The following is a 19,476-nucleotide window of genomic DNA, read 5'->3' as shown; positions in this document are numbered from 1 at the left end:
GCTCAGATCTCGTGGCGCAAGTGGAAGGATTTGGCTCGGGTCAGGTGCTCATAGCCCAGGCGCGACAGCGTTACGCCGCGCCCGCTGTTCTTCACCCCGGTCCAGGCCAGGGCCGGGTCCAGGTAATCGCAGCGGTTCATGAACACGGTGCCGGTGGCGATCTCGTTGCCGATGCGTTCGGCGGCGGTCAGGTCTTGCGTCCAGATCGAGGCGCTGAGCCCGAACTCGCTGTCGTTCATCAAGGCGATGGCTTCGTCGTCGCTGGCCACCGGCATGATGCCCACCACCGGGCCGAAGCTTTCCTCGCGCATCACCGCCATTTGATGGGTGACGTCCACCAACACCTGCGGCGCGAGGTAGGCGCTGCCCGGCGTGTCGGCGGCAAAGTCCTTTGGATCGATCAACGCCCTGGCCCCTTGTGCCAGTGCATCGGCGATCTGCTTGCGAACGAACTCAGCGGCGCCCGGTGTGACCATTGGCCCGAGGGTGGTGGCTTCGTCCAGCGGGTTGCCCAGCACGTATTGGCGGGTCAGGGCAGCGAAGCGCTCGACAAAGGCCGGGTAGATTTTCTCATCGACATAAATCCGTTCGACGGCGCAGCAGCTCTGCCCAGAGTTGAAGAAGCTGCCGTCCACCAGGTTTTCCACCGCATGCTCAAGGTTTGCGTCTGCACGGACATAGGCCGGGTCTTTGCCGCCAAGCTCCAGCCCCACGCCGAGGAAGCCTCCAACGGCTGCGTGTTCCATGGCCTCGCCGCCGCTGACAGAACCGGTGAAGTTTACCTGCTGCACCCGTCCAGAGGTAATGATCGCCGCCGCATAGACATGACTGAGCAGCAGGTTATGGAACAGCCCTTCGGGCAGCTGGGCGCGACGAAAGGCTTCGGCGAAACGCTCCCCGACCAGCAGCGTTTGCGTGGCGTGTTTGAGGATCACGCTGTTGCCCGCCATCAGCGCCGGGATGATCGTATTCACCGCCGTCAGGTAGGGGTAATTCCACGGCGCGACGACCAGCACCGTACCCAGCGGCTCGCGTTTGATATAGCGCCGAAAACCCGCGGCAGGCGTGGGCTCTACCGCTGCCAACGCTTCAGGCGCAATGGCGATCATATGCCGGGCACGTTCTTCGAAACCGCGCAGTTCGCCAGCGCCGAAGCGTATCGGGCGGCCCATCTGCCAGGCCAGTTCCGGCACGATCTCATCCTTCATCGCCAGCATCGCGTCCACGGCAGCGCTGCAAAAAGCGGCACGCTCGCTCAGTGGTCGGCGCTTCCATTGCGCCTGGGCGGTTTCGGCCGCCGTCAGGGCTTGCTCGATCTGTACCGCATCGGCACGGCGGCGTTCGGCATAGACCCGGCCATCGACCGGGGAGATAAGTTGAACGGTCTCAGTCATGGCGTGCTCAATAGCGCTCGAAGCCGCGCTGCAGTTCCCAGTCGGTTATCCGTCGGTCGTACTCTTTCTGTTCCCAGTCGGCGGTGTGCACGTAGTGGTCGATCACTTCATCGCCGAACGCCTCGCGCAACATGCTCGACGCCTTGAGTGCGGCGCAGGCCTCGCGCAGGGTTTTCGACACTTCAGGCAAATGCTCATCGACATAGGCATCGCCCTCGAACGGCGCCGCGAGTTCGAGCTTCTCGTCGATCCCGGCCAGGCCCGCGGCGATCAACGCAGCGAAGGCCAGATAGGGGTTGAGGTCGGCACCACCGATGCGGCATTCGATGCGGATGGATTTGCTGGCTTCGGCGCACAAACGAAAGCCGGCGGTGCGATTGTCCCGACTCCAGACCGCCCGCGTCGGCGCGAAGGTGCCGGCCTGAAAGCGCTTGTACGAATTGATGTAGGGCGCCAGAAAACAGGTGATGTCGTTAGCGTATTTGAGCTGCCCGGCCACCCACGAGCGCATCAGCTTCGACATGCCGAACTCGGCCTTGGGGTCGAAGAACAGCGGCTTTTTCGCATGCTTGTCCCACAACGAATTATGGATGTGGCTGCTGGAACCGGCGGCGTCATAGCGCCACTTGGCCATGAACGTGATCGCCTTGCCTTGCAGTTGCGCGATCTCTTTGCAGGCGTGCTTGATGATGACGTGGTGGTCGGCCATGGTCATGGCGTCGGCATAACGGATGTTGATCTCTTCCTGGCCCGGCCCCCATTCGCCCTTGGAGTTTTCCACGGGAATACCGGATGCCTGCAGGTGTTTGCGAATCGCCCGCAGCACCGGTTCTTCGCGGGTGGTCTGCAGGATGTTGTAATCCTCAATGTAATGGCCGGCGGTCTTCGGTTGGTGATAGTTGCGCTCGTGGATCGCCTGATAACTCTCATCAAACAGATAGAACTCCAGCTCAGAGGCGAACATGCCGGTATAGCCACGCTCGCGCAGGCGCTCGACCTGTTTTTTCAGGATCGCTCGCGGGCTGTGGGGCAGGTCTTTTCTGTGGTGATGATCGAGCACATCGCAGAGCACCAGCGCCGTACATTCCAGCCATGGCACGCGCCGCAAGGTGGACATGTCGGGTTTGAGCACAAAGTCGCCATAGCCTTTGCTCCAACTGGCAGCGGCGTATCCCGGCACCGGCTCCATGTCGATGTCGTCGGCCAGCAGGTAATTGCAGCAGTGGGTTTCTTCGTGGCCGCTGTCGATGAAAAATTCGACCTGGAAACGCTTGCCGACCAATCGCCCCTGCATATCGACCATGCACACCAGCACGGTATCGATCTCGCCGGCGGCAGCGGCGCGTTTAAGTGCTTCGAAACTGAGAAGGGGCTCGGTCATCGCGTCAGTCCTGCATGAATGATCTGGACCTGTCTGAAATAGCTGTTGCAGACGCTCTCCAGAAAAAACCAAAACCTGCAGACGCGAGCATCGTGAGCAATGAGCTGTTGAAAGCTTAGCCTACTGTTGCTAGGCGCAAGTTTCGGGAGTGGAGGTTGATGAATCGAAGTGGATGGCGCGGGTGAAGTGAGCCATCACGATCTGGTACTTTTGCGTTAAACCTGTGGGAGTTTTCGGAGCTGAGGATCAAAAGATCGCAGCCTTCGGCAGCTCCTACAGGGCACGTGTACATCTGTAGGAGCTGCCGAAGGCTGCGATCTTTTGGGGCCAGCCGGGCCGCGATTACTCCTTCGGTTCGACGTGATCCAGCGCCTGGTTCACCGCCAGTTCACCGAGCATGACCACTTGCGCAATGCCCAGCAGGGTCTTGCGATGTGAGGTCTCCAGCAATGCTGCGAAATTGGTGAGCATGAGGGTGGCCGAGCCGAGTGTTTCGCTGGCGTTGGCCAGTAGGGATTCGGTGTTGTACTTCGGATTGGCGAGGTACATGGGCTCGGGTTCGTGGGTGGAGGCCATGATCTGGGCGGCCGGGTTGAGGTAGTGGTCGAGGGCGCGCTCGGCGGCTTCGTGGAATTTCTTTGAATCGGGGGATTCGTAGGGGGATGTCGGGTCTATGACCGGTGGGTTGGGTGTAGGTTTGAACATGGATGAAACTCCTGGGAAAACTATTTGAGGAGCCATCACCCTTTGCTACCAAACGAAGGGTGGCGGCCATGCACAGGTTGGTAGACCGGTCCAGGAACCCGGCGCGCCCGAAGGAGCCCTACGCATGGCCACCATATAAAGCAGAGATGAAAAAAAAACCTCTGCAAAAGGCGGCGCTATGCGCCTGGAAATACTGGGCTACCAAACCCGATCACTGTTTTTCAGTGACCGGGAAACGATAAAACCCGAGCCCAAAGCGCACAAGCCGGCGGATTCTGGCGCAGTCGTAGGCAACGGCGCAAGGCGTTGTAGCCTTGATGAAGTAACACCGGGTGTCTTTAAACGCGCAGCTTAAACATCGTCGGTGTCGGTGGTGATTCGCCCCGTCAGGAACGGACTGACGGGGCGTTTTTCTGCGTGGGGGTGCAAATCTATCGCGGCTCAACCCTGAGCGCTTACGTGTGATGAATCTCCCGATCCTTGGTTTCCGGCAGGAAGAACGTGCCAAGAATGGCCGTCATCACCGCGATCACGATCGGGTACCACAGCCCGTAGTAGATATCACCCGTGGCCGCGACCATGGCGAACGCCACCGTGGGCAGGAAGCCGCCGAACCAGCCATTGCCGATGTGGTAGGGCAGCGACATCGAGGTGTAGCGGATGCGCGCCGGGAAGAGCTCCACCAGCCAGGCAGCGATCGGGCCGTAGACCATGGTCACGTAGATCACCAGGATGGTCAGGAGCAGCAACACCATCGGGTAGTTGGTCTTGGCCGGGTCGGCCTTCTCGGGGTAACCGGCGTCCTTGAGGGCGGTGCCGAGGGTGGCGACGAAGGCATCATTGTGGGTCTTGAAGTCAGCGGCCGGTATGCCGGTGCCCTCGAAACTCGGGATCACCTTGTCACCGATGCGCACCTGCGCGACGGCGCCAGGCGCGGCTTTCTCGTTTTTGTAGGGGATGGCCTTCTTCGCCAGCACAGTCTTGGCGAGGTCACAGGAACTGGTGAATTTGGCCTTGCCCACCGGGTCGAACTGGAACGAGCACTGGCCGGGATCGGCGACCACCGTGACCGGATTCTTCGCCTGCGCGGCAAACACGTCGGGGTTACCGAACTCGGTCAACGCATGGAAGATCGGGAAGTAGGTCACGGCTGCGAGGATGCACCCGGCCATGACGATGCCCTTGCGGCCGATGCGGTCGGACAGGCTGCCGAACAGGATGAAGAACGGCGTGCCGATCAGCAGCGAGCCGGCAATCAAAAAATTGGCGGTTTGCGGGTCAATCTTCAGCGTCTGCAGCAGGAAGAACAGCGCGTAGAACTGCCCGGTGTACCAGACGACGGCCTGGCCAGCCGTGCCGCCGAGCAAAGCCATGATCACAATCTTGAGGTTGTCCCAGCGGGCGAAGGATTCGGTCAGCGGTGCCTTGGAAGACTTGCCTTCTTCTTTCATCTTCTTGAACACCGGCGACTCGGCGAGTTGCAAGCGAATGTAGACCGAGACGATCAGCAGCAGGATCGACACCAGGAAGGGAATCCGCCAGCCCCAGGCCTCGAAGGCTTCGGTGCCGAGGAGGGTGCGGCAGGCGAGGATCACCAGCAACGACAGAAACAGGCCGAGGGTCGCGGTGGTCTGGATCCACGAAGTGAAGTAGCCACGCTTGCCTTTGGGCGCATGCTCGGCCACGTAAGTCGCCGCGCCACCATACTCACCACCCAGGGCCAGGCCTTGCATCAGGCGCAGGCTGATCAGGATGACCGGCGCCGCCACGCCGATGGTCTCGTAGCCGGGCAGAAAACCCACGACGGCGGTGGAGACACCCATGATCACAATGGTGATGAGAAAGGTGTGCTTGCGCCCGATCATGTCGCCCAGTCGGCCGAACACGATGGCGCCGAAGGGCCGCACGGCGAAACCCGCGGCGAACGCGAGCAGCGCAAAGATGAAGGAGGTTGTTTCATTGACGCCCGCGAAGAAGTGCTTGGCGATGATCGCCGCGAGGGAGCCGTAAAGATAGAAGTCATACCACTCGAACACGGTGCCCAGGGACGAGGCGAAAATAACCTTGCGTTCCTCCTTGGTGATCCCTCGGTTGGGCGTGCTGCCCGTGGCTGTAGTGTCAATCGCGGCCATGAGTCTTCTCCGTCTTGCTCTTGTTGAAGGCCGGAGTACCTCATCAATTTTGCCGCACCCAGGCCCTAGGGCTGATGTCGTCGGATTACCAATTGCACGAATAATGGAAACAGGCTGACGGCCTCGCATTGCTGCAGGGTTTCTTGAAGCATAATCGGCTTCGCGCAGATATCCACTCGCCAACGTGCCCGGCGATGGCCACTCCCACCGGGCACGTTCGCGGATTTAGCCCTTGGCCGCCATCGCGGTGACTTCCACGCGCATGCCTTCGACCGCCAACGCGGCCACGCCAACGGCGGCGCGAACCGGCCAGGGCTTGGCAAAGAAGCGCTGGTAGACCTCGTTGAACGCGGCGCGGTCGGCCATGTCGGTGAGGTAGATGGTCAGATGCAGCACCCGGTCCATGGAACTGCCGGCGTTCTCCAGCGCGACCTTGAGCGCCTGCAGAGTGCACTCGCTTTGCAGGGTGATGTCGCCCAGCTCCAGGCTGCCGTCGGCGCGGGTAGGAATTTGAGTGGAGACCAGCAGGCCGCCGAAACCGGCAACGTCGGAGGAGATGGATTCCGCGTCGGGATCGGGGAGGAACGTGATGTCGTGGTTTGCCATGGGGATCTCTTGTTTGTGGGGGTGAAGGGGCGCCGGGGTATTCAATGACACAGCGCCTTTTTTGCGCGGCCAGTTTACAGCCTCATCGTTGGGCCGTTAGTGAATCAGCTCGAAAACTCGGAAGGCAAGCAGACGGATGCCCCCACGGCATGGCAGTCGCCCAACGTAGTTAGCTGAGCGAGGTTATTTTCAATGTCGCAATAACATCTTTTGGATTGTGCTTATAACAACGAACCATGTGATTACAATAATCGCCGATCGTGTAAATGGTCAGGTTGCCAGAGCTTATGGTCTTGTATGTCTCTCTGTCACATACATCAAGAATATCGCCTTCAATTGCATCATATTCATTTCTTCTGAATAGACCGGTAGAGCGGGTGGCTTTCAAGTCTTCCCCAAATACGGCTGCTTCGTTAAGAAGGTCCACGGAAATGTTGAAGACATTCGCAATTCTCTGTAAGGCAAATTTACGAATGATTTCATCTGGATCGCTCATGATGCACGCTCCATCTCGTCGCCCTCAATAAACGCGGTCGCCTGACAAATGGCACATTGCTCCAGGTCATGCTCCACGAGTGTTTAAAATTATAAATAGTGAAAGTGCTAATACAAAAATAGCTGTGACTGTGGCATAGCAAAGACCAAAACCGATTTTGATGAGAGGTATTTCGTCTGTCAGGGCCTGATAGCCGATATAACCTCCAAGCAATGCAGAGGTGGCGATTCCGATGATGAGGATGTAGTCGGTCTTATAGGTGGGTGCAAATGCCGGGATGACAACTGCATACGATCCGCTTATCAGGGTGGTGAATATGACAATAATTTTTATTGCCGAAATAATGCTGCTTTTTGTCGTGCTCATTTTTTTGTTTTTCTCCTGACAAAATACCTCGGGACGTTCTGGGTCTGCTGCTGACCACTAAACACTTTCAGCCACATCAATCTGCAACGAAAGCATGAGCTTCGCCGCGCTGTCCCACGCTGGATTTATCCCTGCATCCACCATAGCCCTGAACGCCGTTTGCGCCAGTGCCTCGACTGGATGTGGCAGCACGGCTTGAACGATGGCAAAGCGTCCCCCAATCCCGGCGTGCGGCTGAGCAGTCGTGAGATAGACTGATCAGCGGACATCGGACGGTGGGGGTCACAAGTGACGCAGTTCACATGGATTCGCTGATCACCGCAGCAGCGCGTGCGCTCGCGGCGGGTGATCCGCTCGGCGCGCTGAACCGCATCGCCTTGCGTGACGATGCGCCCGCGCTCGCCCTTCGAGGCATCGCGATGGCGCAGCTGGGCGACCTTGTGCGAGCGAAGGCGCTAGTGCGAAGCGCCGCGCGGGCGTTCGGTGCGAAGGAGGCTTTGGCCCGCGCGCGGTGTGTCGTCGCCGAGGCCGAAATCGCGCTCGCCTCGCGTGACCTGAACTGGCCGGTGAAGGCGCTCGATGCCGCGCGGGCGACGCTTCAGGCACACGGCGATTGGGTTAACGCCGCCCATGCACGCTATCTCGAGATTCGCCGCTTGCTGCTGATCGGGCATCTCGACGAGGCCGAGCAACGTCTCGCCGAACTCGATCCCACGCCATTACTGCCCGCGTCGAGGGCCGCTTACGAACTGGTTCTGGCGGGCATCGCGATGCGTCGTCTGCAAACGAAAGCGGCGCGCGCGGCACTTGAACGGGCCGGGCATGCCGCGCAGCACGCGGGCATTGCAGCACTCACCGCCGAGGTCGAAAGCGCCTCGCATATCCTCGATACACCAGCGGCGCGGCTGATTATCGATGGGCAGGAACGGCCGCTGCTACTCGATGAGATTGAAACGTTATTGGCGTCCCCCACGCTGGTGGTGGACGCCTGCCGGTACGTCGTGCGCGACGCAGGCTCGTCGGTTTCGCTCGCCCGGCGTCCGGTGCTGTTTGCGCTCGCCCGGGCGCTGGGCGAAGCGTGGCCCGCCGACGTGCCGAGGGAAGCGCTGATTGCGCGAGCCTTTCGGATGAAGCACGTGGATGAGTCCCATCGCGCACGGTTGCGCGTCGAACTCGGGCGGCTGCGCGGGGCGCTGCACCTGATCGCCGACGTGGTCGCGACCCCGCGAGGGTTTGCGCTGGTGCCACGCATTGCGCCTGACGTCGCGGTGCTGGCGCGGCCTGTCGAAGAGCAGCATGCGACGCTGCTCGCCTTTCTCGCTGACGGCGAGTCGTGGTCGAGTTCGGCCCTGGCGTTGGCGCTCGGCGCCAGTCAGCGCACTGTGCAACGAGCCCTCGACACGCTGGCGGCGACCGGCAAGGTGCAGTCGTTCGGTCATGGCCGGGCTCGTCGCTGGATGTTCCCGCCGGTACCCGGATTCGCGACGGGATTGTTACTCACGGCGTTGCTGCCCAGTGATTAGCATCCTCTTCACAAACCCAGTGAACGCAGTCAGTAAACGAGGAGCAAGAGATGAAACATTCAACGGCTGAAATCATCCGCGAATACGGGCCTTTTCCGGGCATCGACCATGTGCATGGCGTCACCCATGACGGTCAACGTGTTTGGTTTGCCTCCGGCGACAAACTCAACGCCCTGGACCCGGCCAGCGGCAAAACCCTGAAATCGATCGATGTCGCCGCCCACGCGGGCACCGCTTTCGACGGCCAGCACCTGTTTCAGATCGCCGAGGATCGCATCCAGAAAATCGACCCGCAGACTGGCCGCGTGCTCTCCACCATCCCCGCGCCCGGTGGCGGTGGTGACTCCGGGCTGGCGTGGGCCGAAGGCACGCTCTGGGTCGGTGAGTATCGCGAGCGCAAGATCCATCAGGTCGACCCCCAGACCGGAGCGGTGCTGCGCACCCTCGAATCCAACCGCTTCGTCACCGGGGTGACCTGGGTCGAGGGCGATCTGTGGCACGGCACCTGGGAAGGTGACGAGAGCGAGCTGCGACGACTCGATCCGGCCACGGGCGAGGTTTTGGAGAGCATCCAGATGCCGGCTGGCGTCGGCGTGTCGGGGCTTGAGTTCGATGGCCACGACCGGTTTTTCTGTGGCGGCGGCAACAGCGGGAAGGTGAGGGCTGTGCGCCGGCCTGAATGACAGGCTGCACCCAGCCTGTCAGAAGGTGAACGCTTGCGCCGAGCGTGACGAACGCTGAGTCATCTCGATCTCCAGCAGATGCTCAACCAGCACATCATTCAAAAAGCGGAACTGATCGTTGAGCCCGACCACTTCGTTACTGAAGTGGTGGGTGGCCGCTGGCATCAGCAAGGTTTCGAATTGCTTGTCGAACACCAGCGCGACGGCTTTGCGAGAGACGACCTGTTGCGAATAGTAGTTGCTGCCGAACACCGGAAAGCTGAACGCAAGGCTGACGGGATAAATCATGATGGGCCCCTCCGATGCGGGGTTTACGTGGTAATGAGTTGATGCTGCACCAGGCGGTTTTTTTGCGGAAGGTATTCGCGGCGATGGTGAGTATCAACGTGGATGATGGTGGCGTTCTTCGGTGGTCTTGCGGGCCTCTTCGCGAGCCTGCTCGCGAAGGCTTTTTTCAGGGCGCAACCACGCTTCCTGACGGACGGCCCCCGGCCCCGATCTATACTCAAATCAACATGCTTTTACGCGTCGAACGCTCCGTTCGACGCAGACTGTAGGACACCGCGATCTTGAACCTGCGTTCGCTGATCGTCGCTTTTTTGATGGTACTGGCGGGATGCGTCACGTCTGCACGTGCCCCGGTAGCCGTGGCGCCGGTAGTGGTTTCCCAGAGCACCTGGCAGCAGGTGGACCAGGAAATTGTCGCGGCTTCGCAGCAGGCCACCGAACAGGCCAGGGTATACGCCCGCGGGTCCATGGAACATTGGCGCACGCGGGTTTACGAACAGACCGAAGAAGTCTTCATCCCGTGGTTCAGCAGTTACTGGACCCAGGAATGGCTGTCGTTAAAGGTCAGCTGGTACACCATCAACGCCGGGGGCGAACAAGATGCCTCGGCCAAACGCCTGGCGGCCTATCTGTTGGAACAATATCACCAGAAAGTGCTGGACCCGGTAGCGGTGGAGATCGATCCCGACGAGATCCTCGGGCAGGCGACGGCGTTTTACGTGCAAGCTCTCGGCCAGCAACTTCAGGTCATCTCCCAGCGTCATGGCGTGCCGATGGCGCAGCTCAACGACCGTATCCAGAAAATTCCGGCGATTTCGCTGGGCCCGCCGCCCGCCCGTGACGCGTCGCTGTATCAGGTGGTGCACAGTGAACCGCTGACTAAGTTGCCGGCCTACGCGGCGTTGATCGACAAGATCCACGCGGCAGGCGGCGAGAAGGGTATTGCCTCGACGGACGCCGGCATGACGCCGGTGGCCAAACGCGCAAGTAAGCGGATGGAAGCCGAAATGGCCCCACGAGGCGCGGCCGGTGCCGTGGCGGCAGCGGCGGGGAAACTGGCCGGGGCGGTGATTTCCCTGGGAGTGGCGGGGGTGCGTGCGGTTATTCAAGCCAACGACCGACCCGATAGCGAGGCGCTGATCCGCAGCAGCCTGGGCGACTCATTCGACAAGGCGTGGCTGAAGCTGGTGCAAAACCCTACCACCGGTGTCATGGCCGGAACGCTGTACATGGCCGGGCAAATCGAAGGCGGCTTGGCCCAGCCCCTGGCCCAGCCTGTTGCACAACCTGTCGCTCATCCCGTCGAACCGTCGGTCGGCTTGGGTGCGGGAACTGTCGATTGGAGCCACGCTGGATCGACTACCCAGCAGATCAACCCATAACCCGAGGAGAATGATCATGGCTTACGTTGATGGCTTCGTCGCAGCGGTGCCCAAGGCCAACCGCGAAAAGTTCAAGAAACACGCGGAGTCCGCCGCCGCAATTTTCAAGGAAAACGGCGCGCTCAGCCTCGCTGAATGCTGGGGCGACGACGTGCCTGATGGCAAAGTGACGTCGTTTCCCATGGCGGTCAAACTCAAGGAAGACGAGACCGTGGTGTTTTCCTGGATCGTCTGGCCGGACAAGGCCACCCGTGACGCCGGTATGGCGAAACTGATGAGTGATCCGCGGATGCAACCAGACGTCAATCCGATGCCGTTCGACGGCCAGCGGGCGATTTTTGGCGGTTTCGAAATGCTCGTCAAAGCCTGAAGAGGCGGCAGGATCACTCCGGCGTCGGGGTGATCCTGCAGCTTTTACGATTGCGAATTTCGCTGTCCGACGGCCGCTCCTTGATGAACTCGAAGCGCGGCTCGCCTTCGTTGTAATGAACCAGCCAGCCCCATTCCAGCTCGGACTCATCCTGGCCGGGCTTCGGTGGCACGGCCCACCACGGCTCTTTGCTGATGACCTGACGCATGGCGTCCTCCCGCCGATTCGGTTGCTTCAACTATAACGCGCATACCGACAGGTGCCAGAAATGCACTTGCTGACGTGGTATCCCTTTGTAAAATCAGAGGGTCCCCGAGCATTGAGGTGCCCGACATGAGCGATGAAACCCGCGAGCCGTTCAAACGGCTGTTTTTCGCCCTGAACTGCGCCCCCGAACAACGCCGGGCCATCGCCCAATGGCGCAGCGCACTGGGGCTCAACGTCGGGCGCCCGGTGCCGGCGGAAAACTTTCATCTGACCCTGCTGTTTCTCGGCACGGTGGGCATGGCGCAAATAGCGGGTGTCTGCAAGGCCGCCGCCAATATCCGCACGTCCGGCGTGCCGTTGACGGTGGTGCTGGATCGGCTGGACGTCTGGCGTCGCTCCGGGGTGTTGCTGCTGGCGCCCGCGCAGGCGGCACCGGAGTTGCTGCGCCTGGTGTATGCGCTGGAGCAGGCCATGCTGCCGTTCGGTTTTGAAGACACCCATCGGGAATTCCGCCCGCATTTGACCTTGATGCGCGACTACCGGGCACCGGTCCCCGAATCCGCGACGCCGCCCGAGTTTTACCTGCGCGCCGATCGCTTCAGCCTGTTCGAGTCCCATAAAGGCCGATACATAGCGCTGGCCGAGTGGCCACTGGTCTCTGCCTAAACGAACACAAAAAAAGGCGCCCGAGGGCGCCCGAAACTCACCTTAACCGAGGAAGCCAGGTGAGGCCGTTCATCAGAGAGGAGTGCAGCGGTGGTAAGGCGCTGCGTGAACGGAAAAGGATCGCTTTCGCGAATGAACTCGTCCCCCGTAGGAGCTGCCGAAGGCTGCGATCTCTTGATTTTCAGCGGTCTCGAAAAGATCAAGATCAAAAGATCGCAGCCTTCGGCAGCTCCTACAAAAGCGGGTTTCATTGATCATTCTCAGCACTGCGTGGGAACGGTCAGGAAGCGGGTTTGCGATATCAGTCGGATGTGGATTATTTGCCCAACTTCACCCGCGTCCAGCCCCGGGTCATGATCCGCTGGGTGGCAATCGGCATGTCAGGAATGGCATACAAAGTCGCCATCACCGCTTGCGGCGGATACGATCCCGGGTCGTCACGAATCGCTTCATCCACCAACGGCGTGGCCGCTGCGTTGGCGTTGCTGTAGCCGATGCTGTTGGTGACTTCGGCGATGATGTCCGGGCGCATCAGGAAGTTCATGAACAGGTAGGCGTTGTCGACGTTGGCGGCATCCCGGGGAATGGCGACCATGTCGTAAAAACTGCCGGCGCCTTCTTTCGGGATGCTGTACTCGATCTTGACCTTGTCGCCGGCTTCCTGGGCGCGGGCCTTGGCTTGCAGCACGTCGCCGGAGTAACCGACGGCGACGCAGATGTTGCCGTTGGCCAGGTCGGAGATGTATTTCGACGAATGAAAGTAGGCCACCGACGGCCGGATCTTCATGAACAGCGCTTCGGCTTCAGCGATTTGCGCCTTGTCCCGGGAGTTCACCGGATATCCCAGATAGTGCAGGGCAGCCGGAAGCATTTCCGTCGGTGAATCAAGAAAGCTGATGCCACAGGCTTTGAGCTTGGCGGCGTTTTCCGGTTTGAACAGCAAGTCCCAGGAATTCACCGGCGCATTGGTGCCGAGCACTTCCTTGACCTTGGCCGGGTTGTAGCCGATGCCGATCGAACCCCACATGTACGGGAAGGCGTGGCTGTTATCCGGGTCGCTGGCCGAAGCATTTTTCAGCAGCACCGGGTTGAGGTTTTTCCAGTTCGGCAGTTTTGACTTGTCGAGTTCCTGATAGACCCCAGCCTTGATCTGCTTGGCCAGGAAACTGTTGGACGGTACCACGATGTCATAGCCCGATTTTCCCGCCAGCAGCCGTGCCTCAAGGGTTTCGTTACTGTCGAACACATCGTAGGTCACGCGGATGCCGGTCTCGTCTTCGAACTTTTTGACGGTGTCCGGGGCGATGTAATCCGACCAGTTGTAGACGCGCAGTACCTTGTCATTGGCCTGGGCGCCAGCGGTCATTGCGCCCAATAAGGACAGTGTCAGCAGAGTCCTGCCAAACATTTTCATCGGTACAACTCCATTCTTTTTATTCAAATCACATAAAACAAAAAAGCGGTGAACACAAAGCCTGTGGCTAGCGGACTTACCTGTGGCGAGGGAGCTTGCTCCCGCTGGGCTGCGTAGCGGCCCCAAAATTCTGGCAACCCATACCTATTTGTGAGTGCTGCGCACTCAAGCGCGAGCAAGCTCGCTCGCCACAGGTCAGTGCTCACTTAACAGTGGCGTTAGGCTGTCGCTTGCGCCATTTGCTTTTTCGGTTGCTGCCACGATTCGCTGGCCGTCTGGTCCATCGCTTCCTGAATCGCTCGTTTGCGGGTGGCTTCGGCCTTGCGGCTGAAATACCAGACCATGAACGTGACGATCGACACCGCCAGCAGAATCAGGCTGGCCACGGCATTGATCTCAGGCTTCACGCCCAGACGCACCGCCGAGAACACTTCCATCGGCAGGGTGGTGGAACCCGGACCCGACACAAAGCTCGCCAGCACCAAATCATCCAGCGACAAGGCAAACGACATCATGCCGCCGGCCGCCAGTGACGGCGCGATCATCGGAATGGTGATCAGGAAGAACACCTTGAGCGGCCGTGCACCGAGGTCCATGGCGGCTTCTTCAATGGACAAATCCAGCTCACGCAAGCGCGCCGACACCACCACCGCCACATAGGCTGCACAGAATGTGGTGTGAGCGATCCAGATGGTGACGATGCCGCGTTCCTGCGGCCAGCCGATCATCTGCGCCATGGCCACGAACAGCAGCAACAGAGATAGACCGGTGATCACTTCCGGCATCACCAGCGGCGCCGTCACCAGGCCGCCGAACAGCGTACGGCCCTTGAAGCGGGTGACGCGGGTCAGCACGAACGCCGCCAATGTGCCGAGCGCCACCGCCGCAATCGCGGTGTAGCAGGCGATTTCCAGCGAGCGCACCACCGAGCCCATCAGTTGCGTGTTGTCGAGCAGGCCGACGTACCACTTCACCGACCAGCCGCCCCATACCGTCACCAGTTTCGAGGCGTTGAACGAGTAGATCACCAGAATCAGCATCGGCAGGTAGATAAACGACAGGCCGAGCACCAGCATCAATCGTGAAAATCCGAAACGGTTCATCCCCGTCCCTCCATCTCTTTGGCCTGGCTACGGTTGAACAGCAGAATCGGCACAATCAGGATCGCCAGCATCACCACCGCCAGGGCGGACGCCACAGGCCAGTCGCGGTTGTTGAAGAACTCCTGCCACAGCACGCGGCCGATCATCAGGGTTTCCGGGCCACCCAACAGTTCCGGAATCACGAACTCACCCACCACCGGAATGAACACCAGCATGCAGCCTGCGATGATCCCGTTCTTGGCCAGCGGAACCGTGATTTTCCAGAAGTTGTTGAAGTTGCTCGAACCCAGGTCCGACGCGGCTTCCAGCAGGCTGCCATCGTGCTTCACCAGGTTGGCGTACAGCGGCAGCACCATGAACGGCAGGTACGCGTAAACCACCCCGATGTACACGGCGGTGTTGGTGTTGAGGATCTCGATCGGTTGCGACGTGAGGCCGGTCCACATCAGGAACGCGTTGAGCAAACCGTTGTTGCTGAGGATGCCCATCCACGCATACACGCGGATCAGGATCGCGGTCCAGGTCGGCATCATGATCAACAGCAGCAAGACGTTTTGCGCTTCCTTGCTGGCCTTGGTGATCGCATAAGCCATCGGGAAACCGATCACCAGGCACATCAGCGTGCTTAAAAACGCGACCTTCAACGAGCCGAAGTAAGCCGAGATGTACAACTCATCTGCGGTCAGCAGCGAGTAGTTGCCGAGGTTCAGCAGCAGCTGGAATTTCTGTTCGGCGAAGGTGTAAATCTCGGAGTAGGGCGGAATAGCCAGGGCTGCTTCCGAGAAGCTGATCTTCATCACCAGGAAGAACGGCAGCAGGAAAAACAGGCACAGCCACAGGAATGGAATGCCGATGACCATTTTGCGGCCACTGGGCACCAGGCGCAGGAACTGCTGATTGAAGGTTCTCATGAGCGCAGTACCACGCCGCTGTCGTCTTCCCACCACACGTAGACCTGATCGTCCCAGGTCGGGCGTGCGCCACGGCGTTCGGCGTTGGCCATGAACGACTGGACGATCTTGCCGCCGGGCAGCTCCACATAAAACACCGAGTGGCCACCGAGGTAGGCGATGTCATGCACCTTGCCTTCGGACCAGTTGTAGCGGGTCTCGGGCTTGAGGGTGCTGACCAGCATTTTTTCCGGGCGGATGGCGTAGGTGATCGACTTGTCCTGCACCGAGGTACTCACGCCGTGGCCGACGTAAATCTTCTGCGCAAGGTCCGGGCTGTGGATGATCGCGTGACCTTCCAGATCTTCCACAACGGTGCCGTCGAAGGCGTTCACATTGCCGATGAACTCGCAGACCATGCGGCTGACCGGTGCTTCATAGATGTCGACCGGGCTGCCGATCTGGGCGATCCAGCCCAGGTGCATGATCGCGATGCGCTCGGCCATGGTCATGGCTTCTTCCTGATCGTGGGTCACCATCACGCAGGTCACGCCGACGCGCTCGATGATTTCCACCAGCTCCAGTTGCATCTGTGAACGCAGCTTTTTATCCAGTGCGCCCATCGGTTCATCGAGCAACAACAGCTTCGGTCGCTTGGCCAACGAACGCGCCAGTGCCACACGCTGACGCTGACCGCCAGACAACTGATGCGGCTTGCGCTTGGCGTATTGGGTCATGTGCACCAGGCGCAGCATTTCTTCGACACGGGCGTCGATTTCGCTGGCGGGCAAACGGTCCTGCTTGAGGCCAAAGGCGATGTTCTGCGCCACCGTCATGTGCGGGAACAGCGCATAGGACTGGAACATCATGTTGATCGGCCGTTCGTAGGGCGGCATGTCAGTGATGTCGACCCCGTCGAGCAGAATCCGCCCTTCGGTCGGGCGCTCGAAGCCGGCGAGCATGCGCAGCAGCGTCGATTTGCCCGAGCCGGAACCACCGAGCAAGGCGAAGATTTCGCCTTGATGGATCTCCAGGGACACGTCGTCCACGGCGGTGGTTTCGTCGAATTTCTTGGTGACGCGGTCGACTTTCACCAGCACCTTTTTCGGTGCCTGGTGACCATCAAGAGCCTTCCTGTAGATGCTGGAGGCGTTTGCCATATGAAACTCCCAACAGGTTTCAGTCGTCGGGCCAACACGGCCTGACTTAAGAGTGGATTGCAAACCCGGGCCGGGCGATGCCATTGAATTCAACGCTTACCGCTCGGGCTTATTCGGCACCGCCGTCCTGGCTGCCTGGTCGTGCTTGTTGTTATTGCGGTTCATCTATTACGTGAGCCACCGGCGCGCAAAGGCACGCCCGCCAGGCTCACGGGGGCAGTCAATCGATTAGTAATGTTTGAAGTCAGCGCGTATTACGCAGCGCCGCCCGTTGCCGGCACGCCTCGCCAAACGCCTGGAAAATACTCAAATAAGGGGGATTCGAAAGCACCTGCCATTCCGGGTGCCACTGCACGCCGACGGCGAAGGTCTTGCTGTGCTCGACGGAGATCGCCTCGATCAAACCATCCGGCGCGATCGCCTCAGCGCGCAGGCCGGGTGCGAGCCGGTCGATGCCCTGGCTGTGAATCGAATTGACCTGGAATACCTGCGGCAGGTCCAGTGCTTCGAACACGCCGCCCGGTTGCACATTCACTGCATGGGCCGGTGCGTATTGCACCGCCAAATCCGGACTGTCCGCTTCCCGGTGATCGAGCATGCCGGGCAGTTCGTGCACCTTCTGATGCAGGCTGCCGCCGAATGCCACGTTCATTTCCTGAAAGCCCCGGCAGATGCCGAGCACCGGAACACCGGCGGCAATCGCTGCACGTAATAAGGGGAGGGTGGTGGCGTCCCGTTGCGGATCGTGATCCGTACCGGGAGCGCTGGCCGGGCCTTGATAGTGGAAGGGCTCCACATTCGACGGCGAGCCGGTCAGCAACAGACCGTCGAGCTGCGCGAGCAGCGCATCGGTTTCGGTCAGGTCGCCTAAGGAAGGAATGACCACGGGCAGCCCCAAAGCCGCGACGCTGACAGCACGCAAGTACTTGTCGCCGCTGACGTGGTAGGGGTGCAGGCCAATCTGTTTGACGCACGCAGTAACGCCGATCAATGGCTTGAATGCCATTTTTATCACCTCGAAGTTTCACACTTGAACGAGCTTTTCCGGAGCTTAGCCTTGTTGATTTTAATTAACAACTCTCATGTAAAAAATTCTAAACGCCGATCGTCCGGTGCTGAGGATCTACGCGGTGCGCAAGCCTGATCTGGCACTCTGGTGCCCAAAAATGGCCAGAAAATAAAGGCTGAAAGGCCAGGTGTTCGCTATTGACTTCACTTTGCCGTTCGGGTTGACTGGCTCTCGCAAGTGAAGTGAACATAATAATTAACAGCTAATAGGTGCATCATGTCGGTCCCTCTGCGTGCCGTTCAACTCAACGAAGCAAACGCATTCCTTAAGCAACATCCTGAGGTTTTGTACGTCGACCTTCTGATTGCGGATATGAACGGCGTGGTGCGCGGCAAGCGCATCGAGCGCACCAGTCTCCACAAGGTCTACGAAAAAGGCATCAACCTGCCGGCCTCTCTATTTGCTCTGGATATCAATGGCTCGACGGTGGAAAGCACCGGCCTGGGTCTGGACATCGGCGACTCGGATCGCATCTGCTATCCCATCCCCGATACCCTCAGCATCGAACCCTGGCAGAAGCGTCCGACCGCGCAGTTGCTGATGACCATGCACGAACTCGAAGGCCAGCCGTTCTTTGCTGACCCGCGTGAAGTGCTGCGTCAGGTGGTGAGCAAGTTCGATGACATGGGCCTGACCATTTGCGCCGCGTTCGAACTGGAGTTCTACCTGATCGACCAGGACAACGTGAACGGTCGTCCGCAGTCGCCACGCTCGCCGGTGTCGGGCAAGCGTCCGCACTCGACGCAGGTGTACCTGATCGACGATCTGGACGAATACGTCGACTGCCTGCAAGACATCCTCGAAGGTGCAAAAGAGCAGGGCATCCCGGCTGACGCGATCGTCAAGGAAAGCGCCCCGGCGCAGTTCGAAGTCAACCTGCATCACGTCTCCGACCCTATAAAGGCTTGCGACTACGCGGTGCTGCTCAAGCGTCTGGTGAAGAACATCGCCTACGACCACGAGATGGACACCACGTTTATGGCCAAGCCATATCCGGGTCAGGCGGGCAACGGTTTGCACGTGCACATTTCGATTCTCGACAAACAAGGCAACAACATCTTCGCCAGCGAGGATCCCGAGCAGAACGCCGCGCTGCGACATGCGATCGGCGGTGTGCTCGAGACCCTGCCCGCGCAGATGGCGTTCCTCTGCCCGAACGTCAACTCCTACCGTCGTTTCGGCGCACAGTTCTACGTACCGAACTCGCCAAGCTGGGGCATCGACAACCGTACCGTGGCGGTGCGCGTACCCACCGGTTCGGCGGATGCCGTGCGCATCGAGCATCGTGTCGCCGGTGCCGATGCCAACCCGTACCTGCTGATGGCCTCGGTACTGGCCGGCATTCACCACGGCTTGACCAACGAAATCGAACCGGGCGCCCCGGTGGAAGGCAATAGCTACGAGCAGAACGAGCAAAGCCTGCCGAACAACCTGCGCGATGCATTGCGCGAACTGGACGACAGCGAAGTCATGGCGCGCTACATCGACCCGCTGTACATCGACGTGTTCGTGGCGTGCAAGGAAAGCGAGCTGGCCGAGTTCGAGAACTCCATTTCAGACCTTGAGTACAACTGGTACCTGCACACGGTTTAACGGGGGCTGACACTAAACCTGTGGCGAGGGAGCTTGCTCCCGCTGGAC

Annotated in this window: 20 protein-coding genes; 6 read left to right on the top strand and 14 right to left on the bottom strand. The window is 59.9% G+C overall.

Features of this window, described 5'->3' with window-relative positions; genetic code table 11:
* Positions 1-2: 2 nt before the first annotated feature.
* The 7 genes from ACCC96_RS24830 to ACCC96_RS24800 form a co-directional block, all read right to left on the bottom strand.
* The gene (locus ACCC96_RS24830; protein WP_413697180.1) at positions 3-1,394 is read right to left on the bottom strand and encodes an aldehyde dehydrogenase family protein; all 1,392 of its coding nucleotides are present in this window, start codon (positions 1,392-1,394) and stop codon (positions 3-5) included.
* Positions 1,395-1,401: 7 nt separating this feature from the next.
* On the bottom strand, positions 1,402-2,775 hold the full coding sequence (locus ACCC96_RS24825) for a glutamine synthetase family protein (protein ID WP_413697179.1): 1,374 nt from the start codon (positions 2,773-2,775) through the stop codon (positions 1,402-1,404).
* A 342-nt stretch (positions 2,776-3,117) separates the two neighbouring features.
* Positions 3,118-3,480, bottom strand: a complete 363-nt coding sequence (locus tag ACCC96_RS24820; protein WP_413697178.1) for a DUF6124 family protein — start codon at positions 3,478-3,480, stop codon at positions 3,118-3,120.
* 455 nt (positions 3,481-3,935) lie between these two features.
* Positions 3,936-5,612 carry an MFS transporter gene (locus ACCC96_RS24815; protein ID WP_413697177.1) on the bottom strand — a complete coding sequence of 559 codons (1,677 nt, stop codon included), beginning with the start codon at positions 5,610-5,612 and terminating at the stop codon, positions 3,936-3,938.
* 225 nt (positions 5,613-5,837) lie between these two features.
* Positions 5,838-6,218: a RidA family protein gene (locus tag ACCC96_RS24810; protein ID WP_019580252.1), complete on the bottom strand. Its 381-nt coding sequence runs from the start codon at positions 6,216-6,218 to the stop codon at positions 5,838-5,840.
* A 169-nt stretch (positions 6,219-6,387) separates the two neighbouring features.
* Positions 6,388-6,714 carry a hypothetical protein gene (locus tag ACCC96_RS24805; protein ID WP_413697176.1) on the bottom strand — a complete coding sequence of 109 codons (327 nt, stop codon included), beginning with the start codon at positions 6,712-6,714 and terminating at the stop codon, positions 6,388-6,390.
* 66 nt (positions 6,715-6,780) lie between these two features.
* On the bottom strand, positions 6,781-7,080 hold the full coding sequence (locus tag ACCC96_RS24800; protein ID WP_253422080.1) for a hypothetical protein: 300 nt from the start codon (positions 7,078-7,080) through the stop codon (positions 6,781-6,783).
* A gap of 302 nt (positions 7,081-7,382) precedes the next feature.
* Between ACCC96_RS24800 and ACCC96_RS24795 the strand changes: the two genes are divergently transcribed.
* Together ACCC96_RS24795 and ACCC96_RS24790 are read left to right on the top strand one after the other, a co-directional pair.
* Entirely contained in the window at positions 7,383-8,603 is a 1,221-nt protein-coding gene (locus ACCC96_RS24795; RefSeq protein ID WP_413697175.1) for a helix-turn-helix domain-containing protein, read from the top strand.
* A gap of 50 nt (positions 8,604-8,653) precedes the next feature.
* Positions 8,654-9,286 (top strand): PQQ-binding-like beta-propeller repeat protein, encoded by a 633-nt coding sequence (locus ACCC96_RS24790; RefSeq protein WP_413697174.1) that lies wholly within the window; start codon positions 8,654-8,656, stop codon positions 9,284-9,286.
* Positions 9,287-9,304: 18 nt separating this feature from the next.
* Here the strand turns inward: ACCC96_RS24790 and ACCC96_RS24785 are convergent, their stop codons facing one another.
* The gene (locus tag ACCC96_RS24785; protein WP_413697173.1) at positions 9,305-9,574 is read right to left on the bottom strand and encodes a hypothetical protein; all 270 of its coding nucleotides are present in this window, start codon (positions 9,572-9,574) and stop codon (positions 9,305-9,307) included.
* Between the two features lie 281 nt (positions 9,575-9,855).
* Between ACCC96_RS24785 and ACCC96_RS24780 the strand changes: the two genes are divergently transcribed.
* Both ACCC96_RS24780 and ACCC96_RS24775 read left to right on the top strand, forming a co-directional pair.
* Positions 9,856-10,956: a hypothetical protein gene (locus ACCC96_RS24780; protein ID WP_413697172.1), complete on the top strand. Its 1,101-nt coding sequence runs from the start codon at positions 9,856-9,858 to the stop codon at positions 10,954-10,956.
* 16 nt (positions 10,957-10,972) lie between these two features.
* The gene (locus ACCC96_RS24775; protein ID WP_018930098.1) at positions 10,973-11,326 is read left to right on the top strand and encodes a DUF1428 domain-containing protein; all 354 of its coding nucleotides are present in this window, start codon (positions 10,973-10,975) and stop codon (positions 11,324-11,326) included.
* 13 nt (positions 11,327-11,339) lie between these two features.
* Here the strand turns inward: ACCC96_RS24775 and ACCC96_RS24770 are convergent, their stop codons facing one another.
* Positions 11,340-11,534 carry a hypothetical protein gene (locus tag ACCC96_RS24770; protein WP_018930099.1) on the bottom strand — a complete coding sequence of 65 codons (195 nt, stop codon included), beginning with the start codon at positions 11,532-11,534 and terminating at the stop codon, positions 11,340-11,342.
* A gap of 125 nt (positions 11,535-11,659) precedes the next feature.
* Here ACCC96_RS24770 and thpR point away from each other — a divergent pair, with 125 nt between their 5' ends.
* Entirely contained in the window at positions 11,660-12,199 is a 540-nt protein-coding gene (gene thpR / locus ACCC96_RS24765; RefSeq protein WP_413697171.1) for an RNA 2',3'-cyclic phosphodiesterase, read from the top strand.
* A 316-nt stretch (positions 12,200-12,515) separates the two neighbouring features.
* On the opposite strand, the gene ACCC96_RS24760 is transcribed toward thpR, so the two are convergent.
* The 5 genes from ACCC96_RS24760 to ACCC96_RS24740 all read right to left on the bottom strand — a co-directional run bounded on the left by ACCC96_RS24760 (position 12,516) and on the right by ACCC96_RS24740 (position 17,772).
* Positions 12,516-13,613, bottom strand: coding sequence for a polyamine ABC transporter substrate-binding protein (locus tag ACCC96_RS24760; protein ID WP_258668905.1), 1,098 nt, complete (start codon positions 13,611-13,613; stop codon positions 12,516-12,518).
* Positions 13,614-13,831: 218 nt separating this feature from the next.
* Positions 13,832-14,716: an ABC transporter permease subunit gene (locus ACCC96_RS24755; protein ID WP_413697170.1), complete on the bottom strand. Its 885-nt coding sequence runs from the start codon at positions 14,714-14,716 to the stop codon at positions 13,832-13,834.
* Positions 14,713-15,594, bottom strand: a complete 882-nt coding sequence (locus ACCC96_RS24750) for an ABC transporter permease subunit (RefSeq protein WP_258674192.1) — start codon at positions 15,592-15,594, stop codon at positions 14,713-14,715. Before ACCC96_RS24750 ends, ACCC96_RS24755 begins: the two co-directional genes overlap by 4 nt.
* A 29-nt stretch (positions 15,595-15,623) precedes the next feature.
* A complete protein-coding gene (potA, locus tag ACCC96_RS24745; protein ID WP_018930104.1) occupies positions 15,624-16,766 on the bottom strand; it encodes a polyamine ABC transporter ATP-binding protein in 1,143 nt (380 codons plus the stop codon).
* A gap of 244 nt (positions 16,767-17,010) precedes the next feature.
* A complete protein-coding gene (locus ACCC96_RS24740) occupies positions 17,011-17,772 on the bottom strand; it encodes a gamma-glutamyl-gamma-aminobutyrate hydrolase family protein (RefSeq protein WP_019580263.1) in 762 nt (253 codons plus the stop codon).
* A gap of 279 nt (positions 17,773-18,051) precedes the next feature.
* On the opposite strand from ACCC96_RS24740, the gene ACCC96_RS24735 reads away from it, so the two are divergent.
* Entirely contained in the window at positions 18,052-19,428 is a 1,377-nt protein-coding gene (locus ACCC96_RS24735; protein ID WP_018930106.1) for a glutamine synthetase family protein, read from the top strand.
* The last annotated feature ends 48 nt before the right edge of the window (positions 19,429-19,476 follow it).

This window comes from Pseudomonas sp. Pseusp11 (assembly GCF_047304405.1).
GTDB lineage: Bacteria > Pseudomonadota > Gammaproteobacteria > Pseudomonadales > Pseudomonadaceae > Aquipseudomonas.
This window is presented reverse-complemented; position numbering and strand designations above follow the sequence as displayed.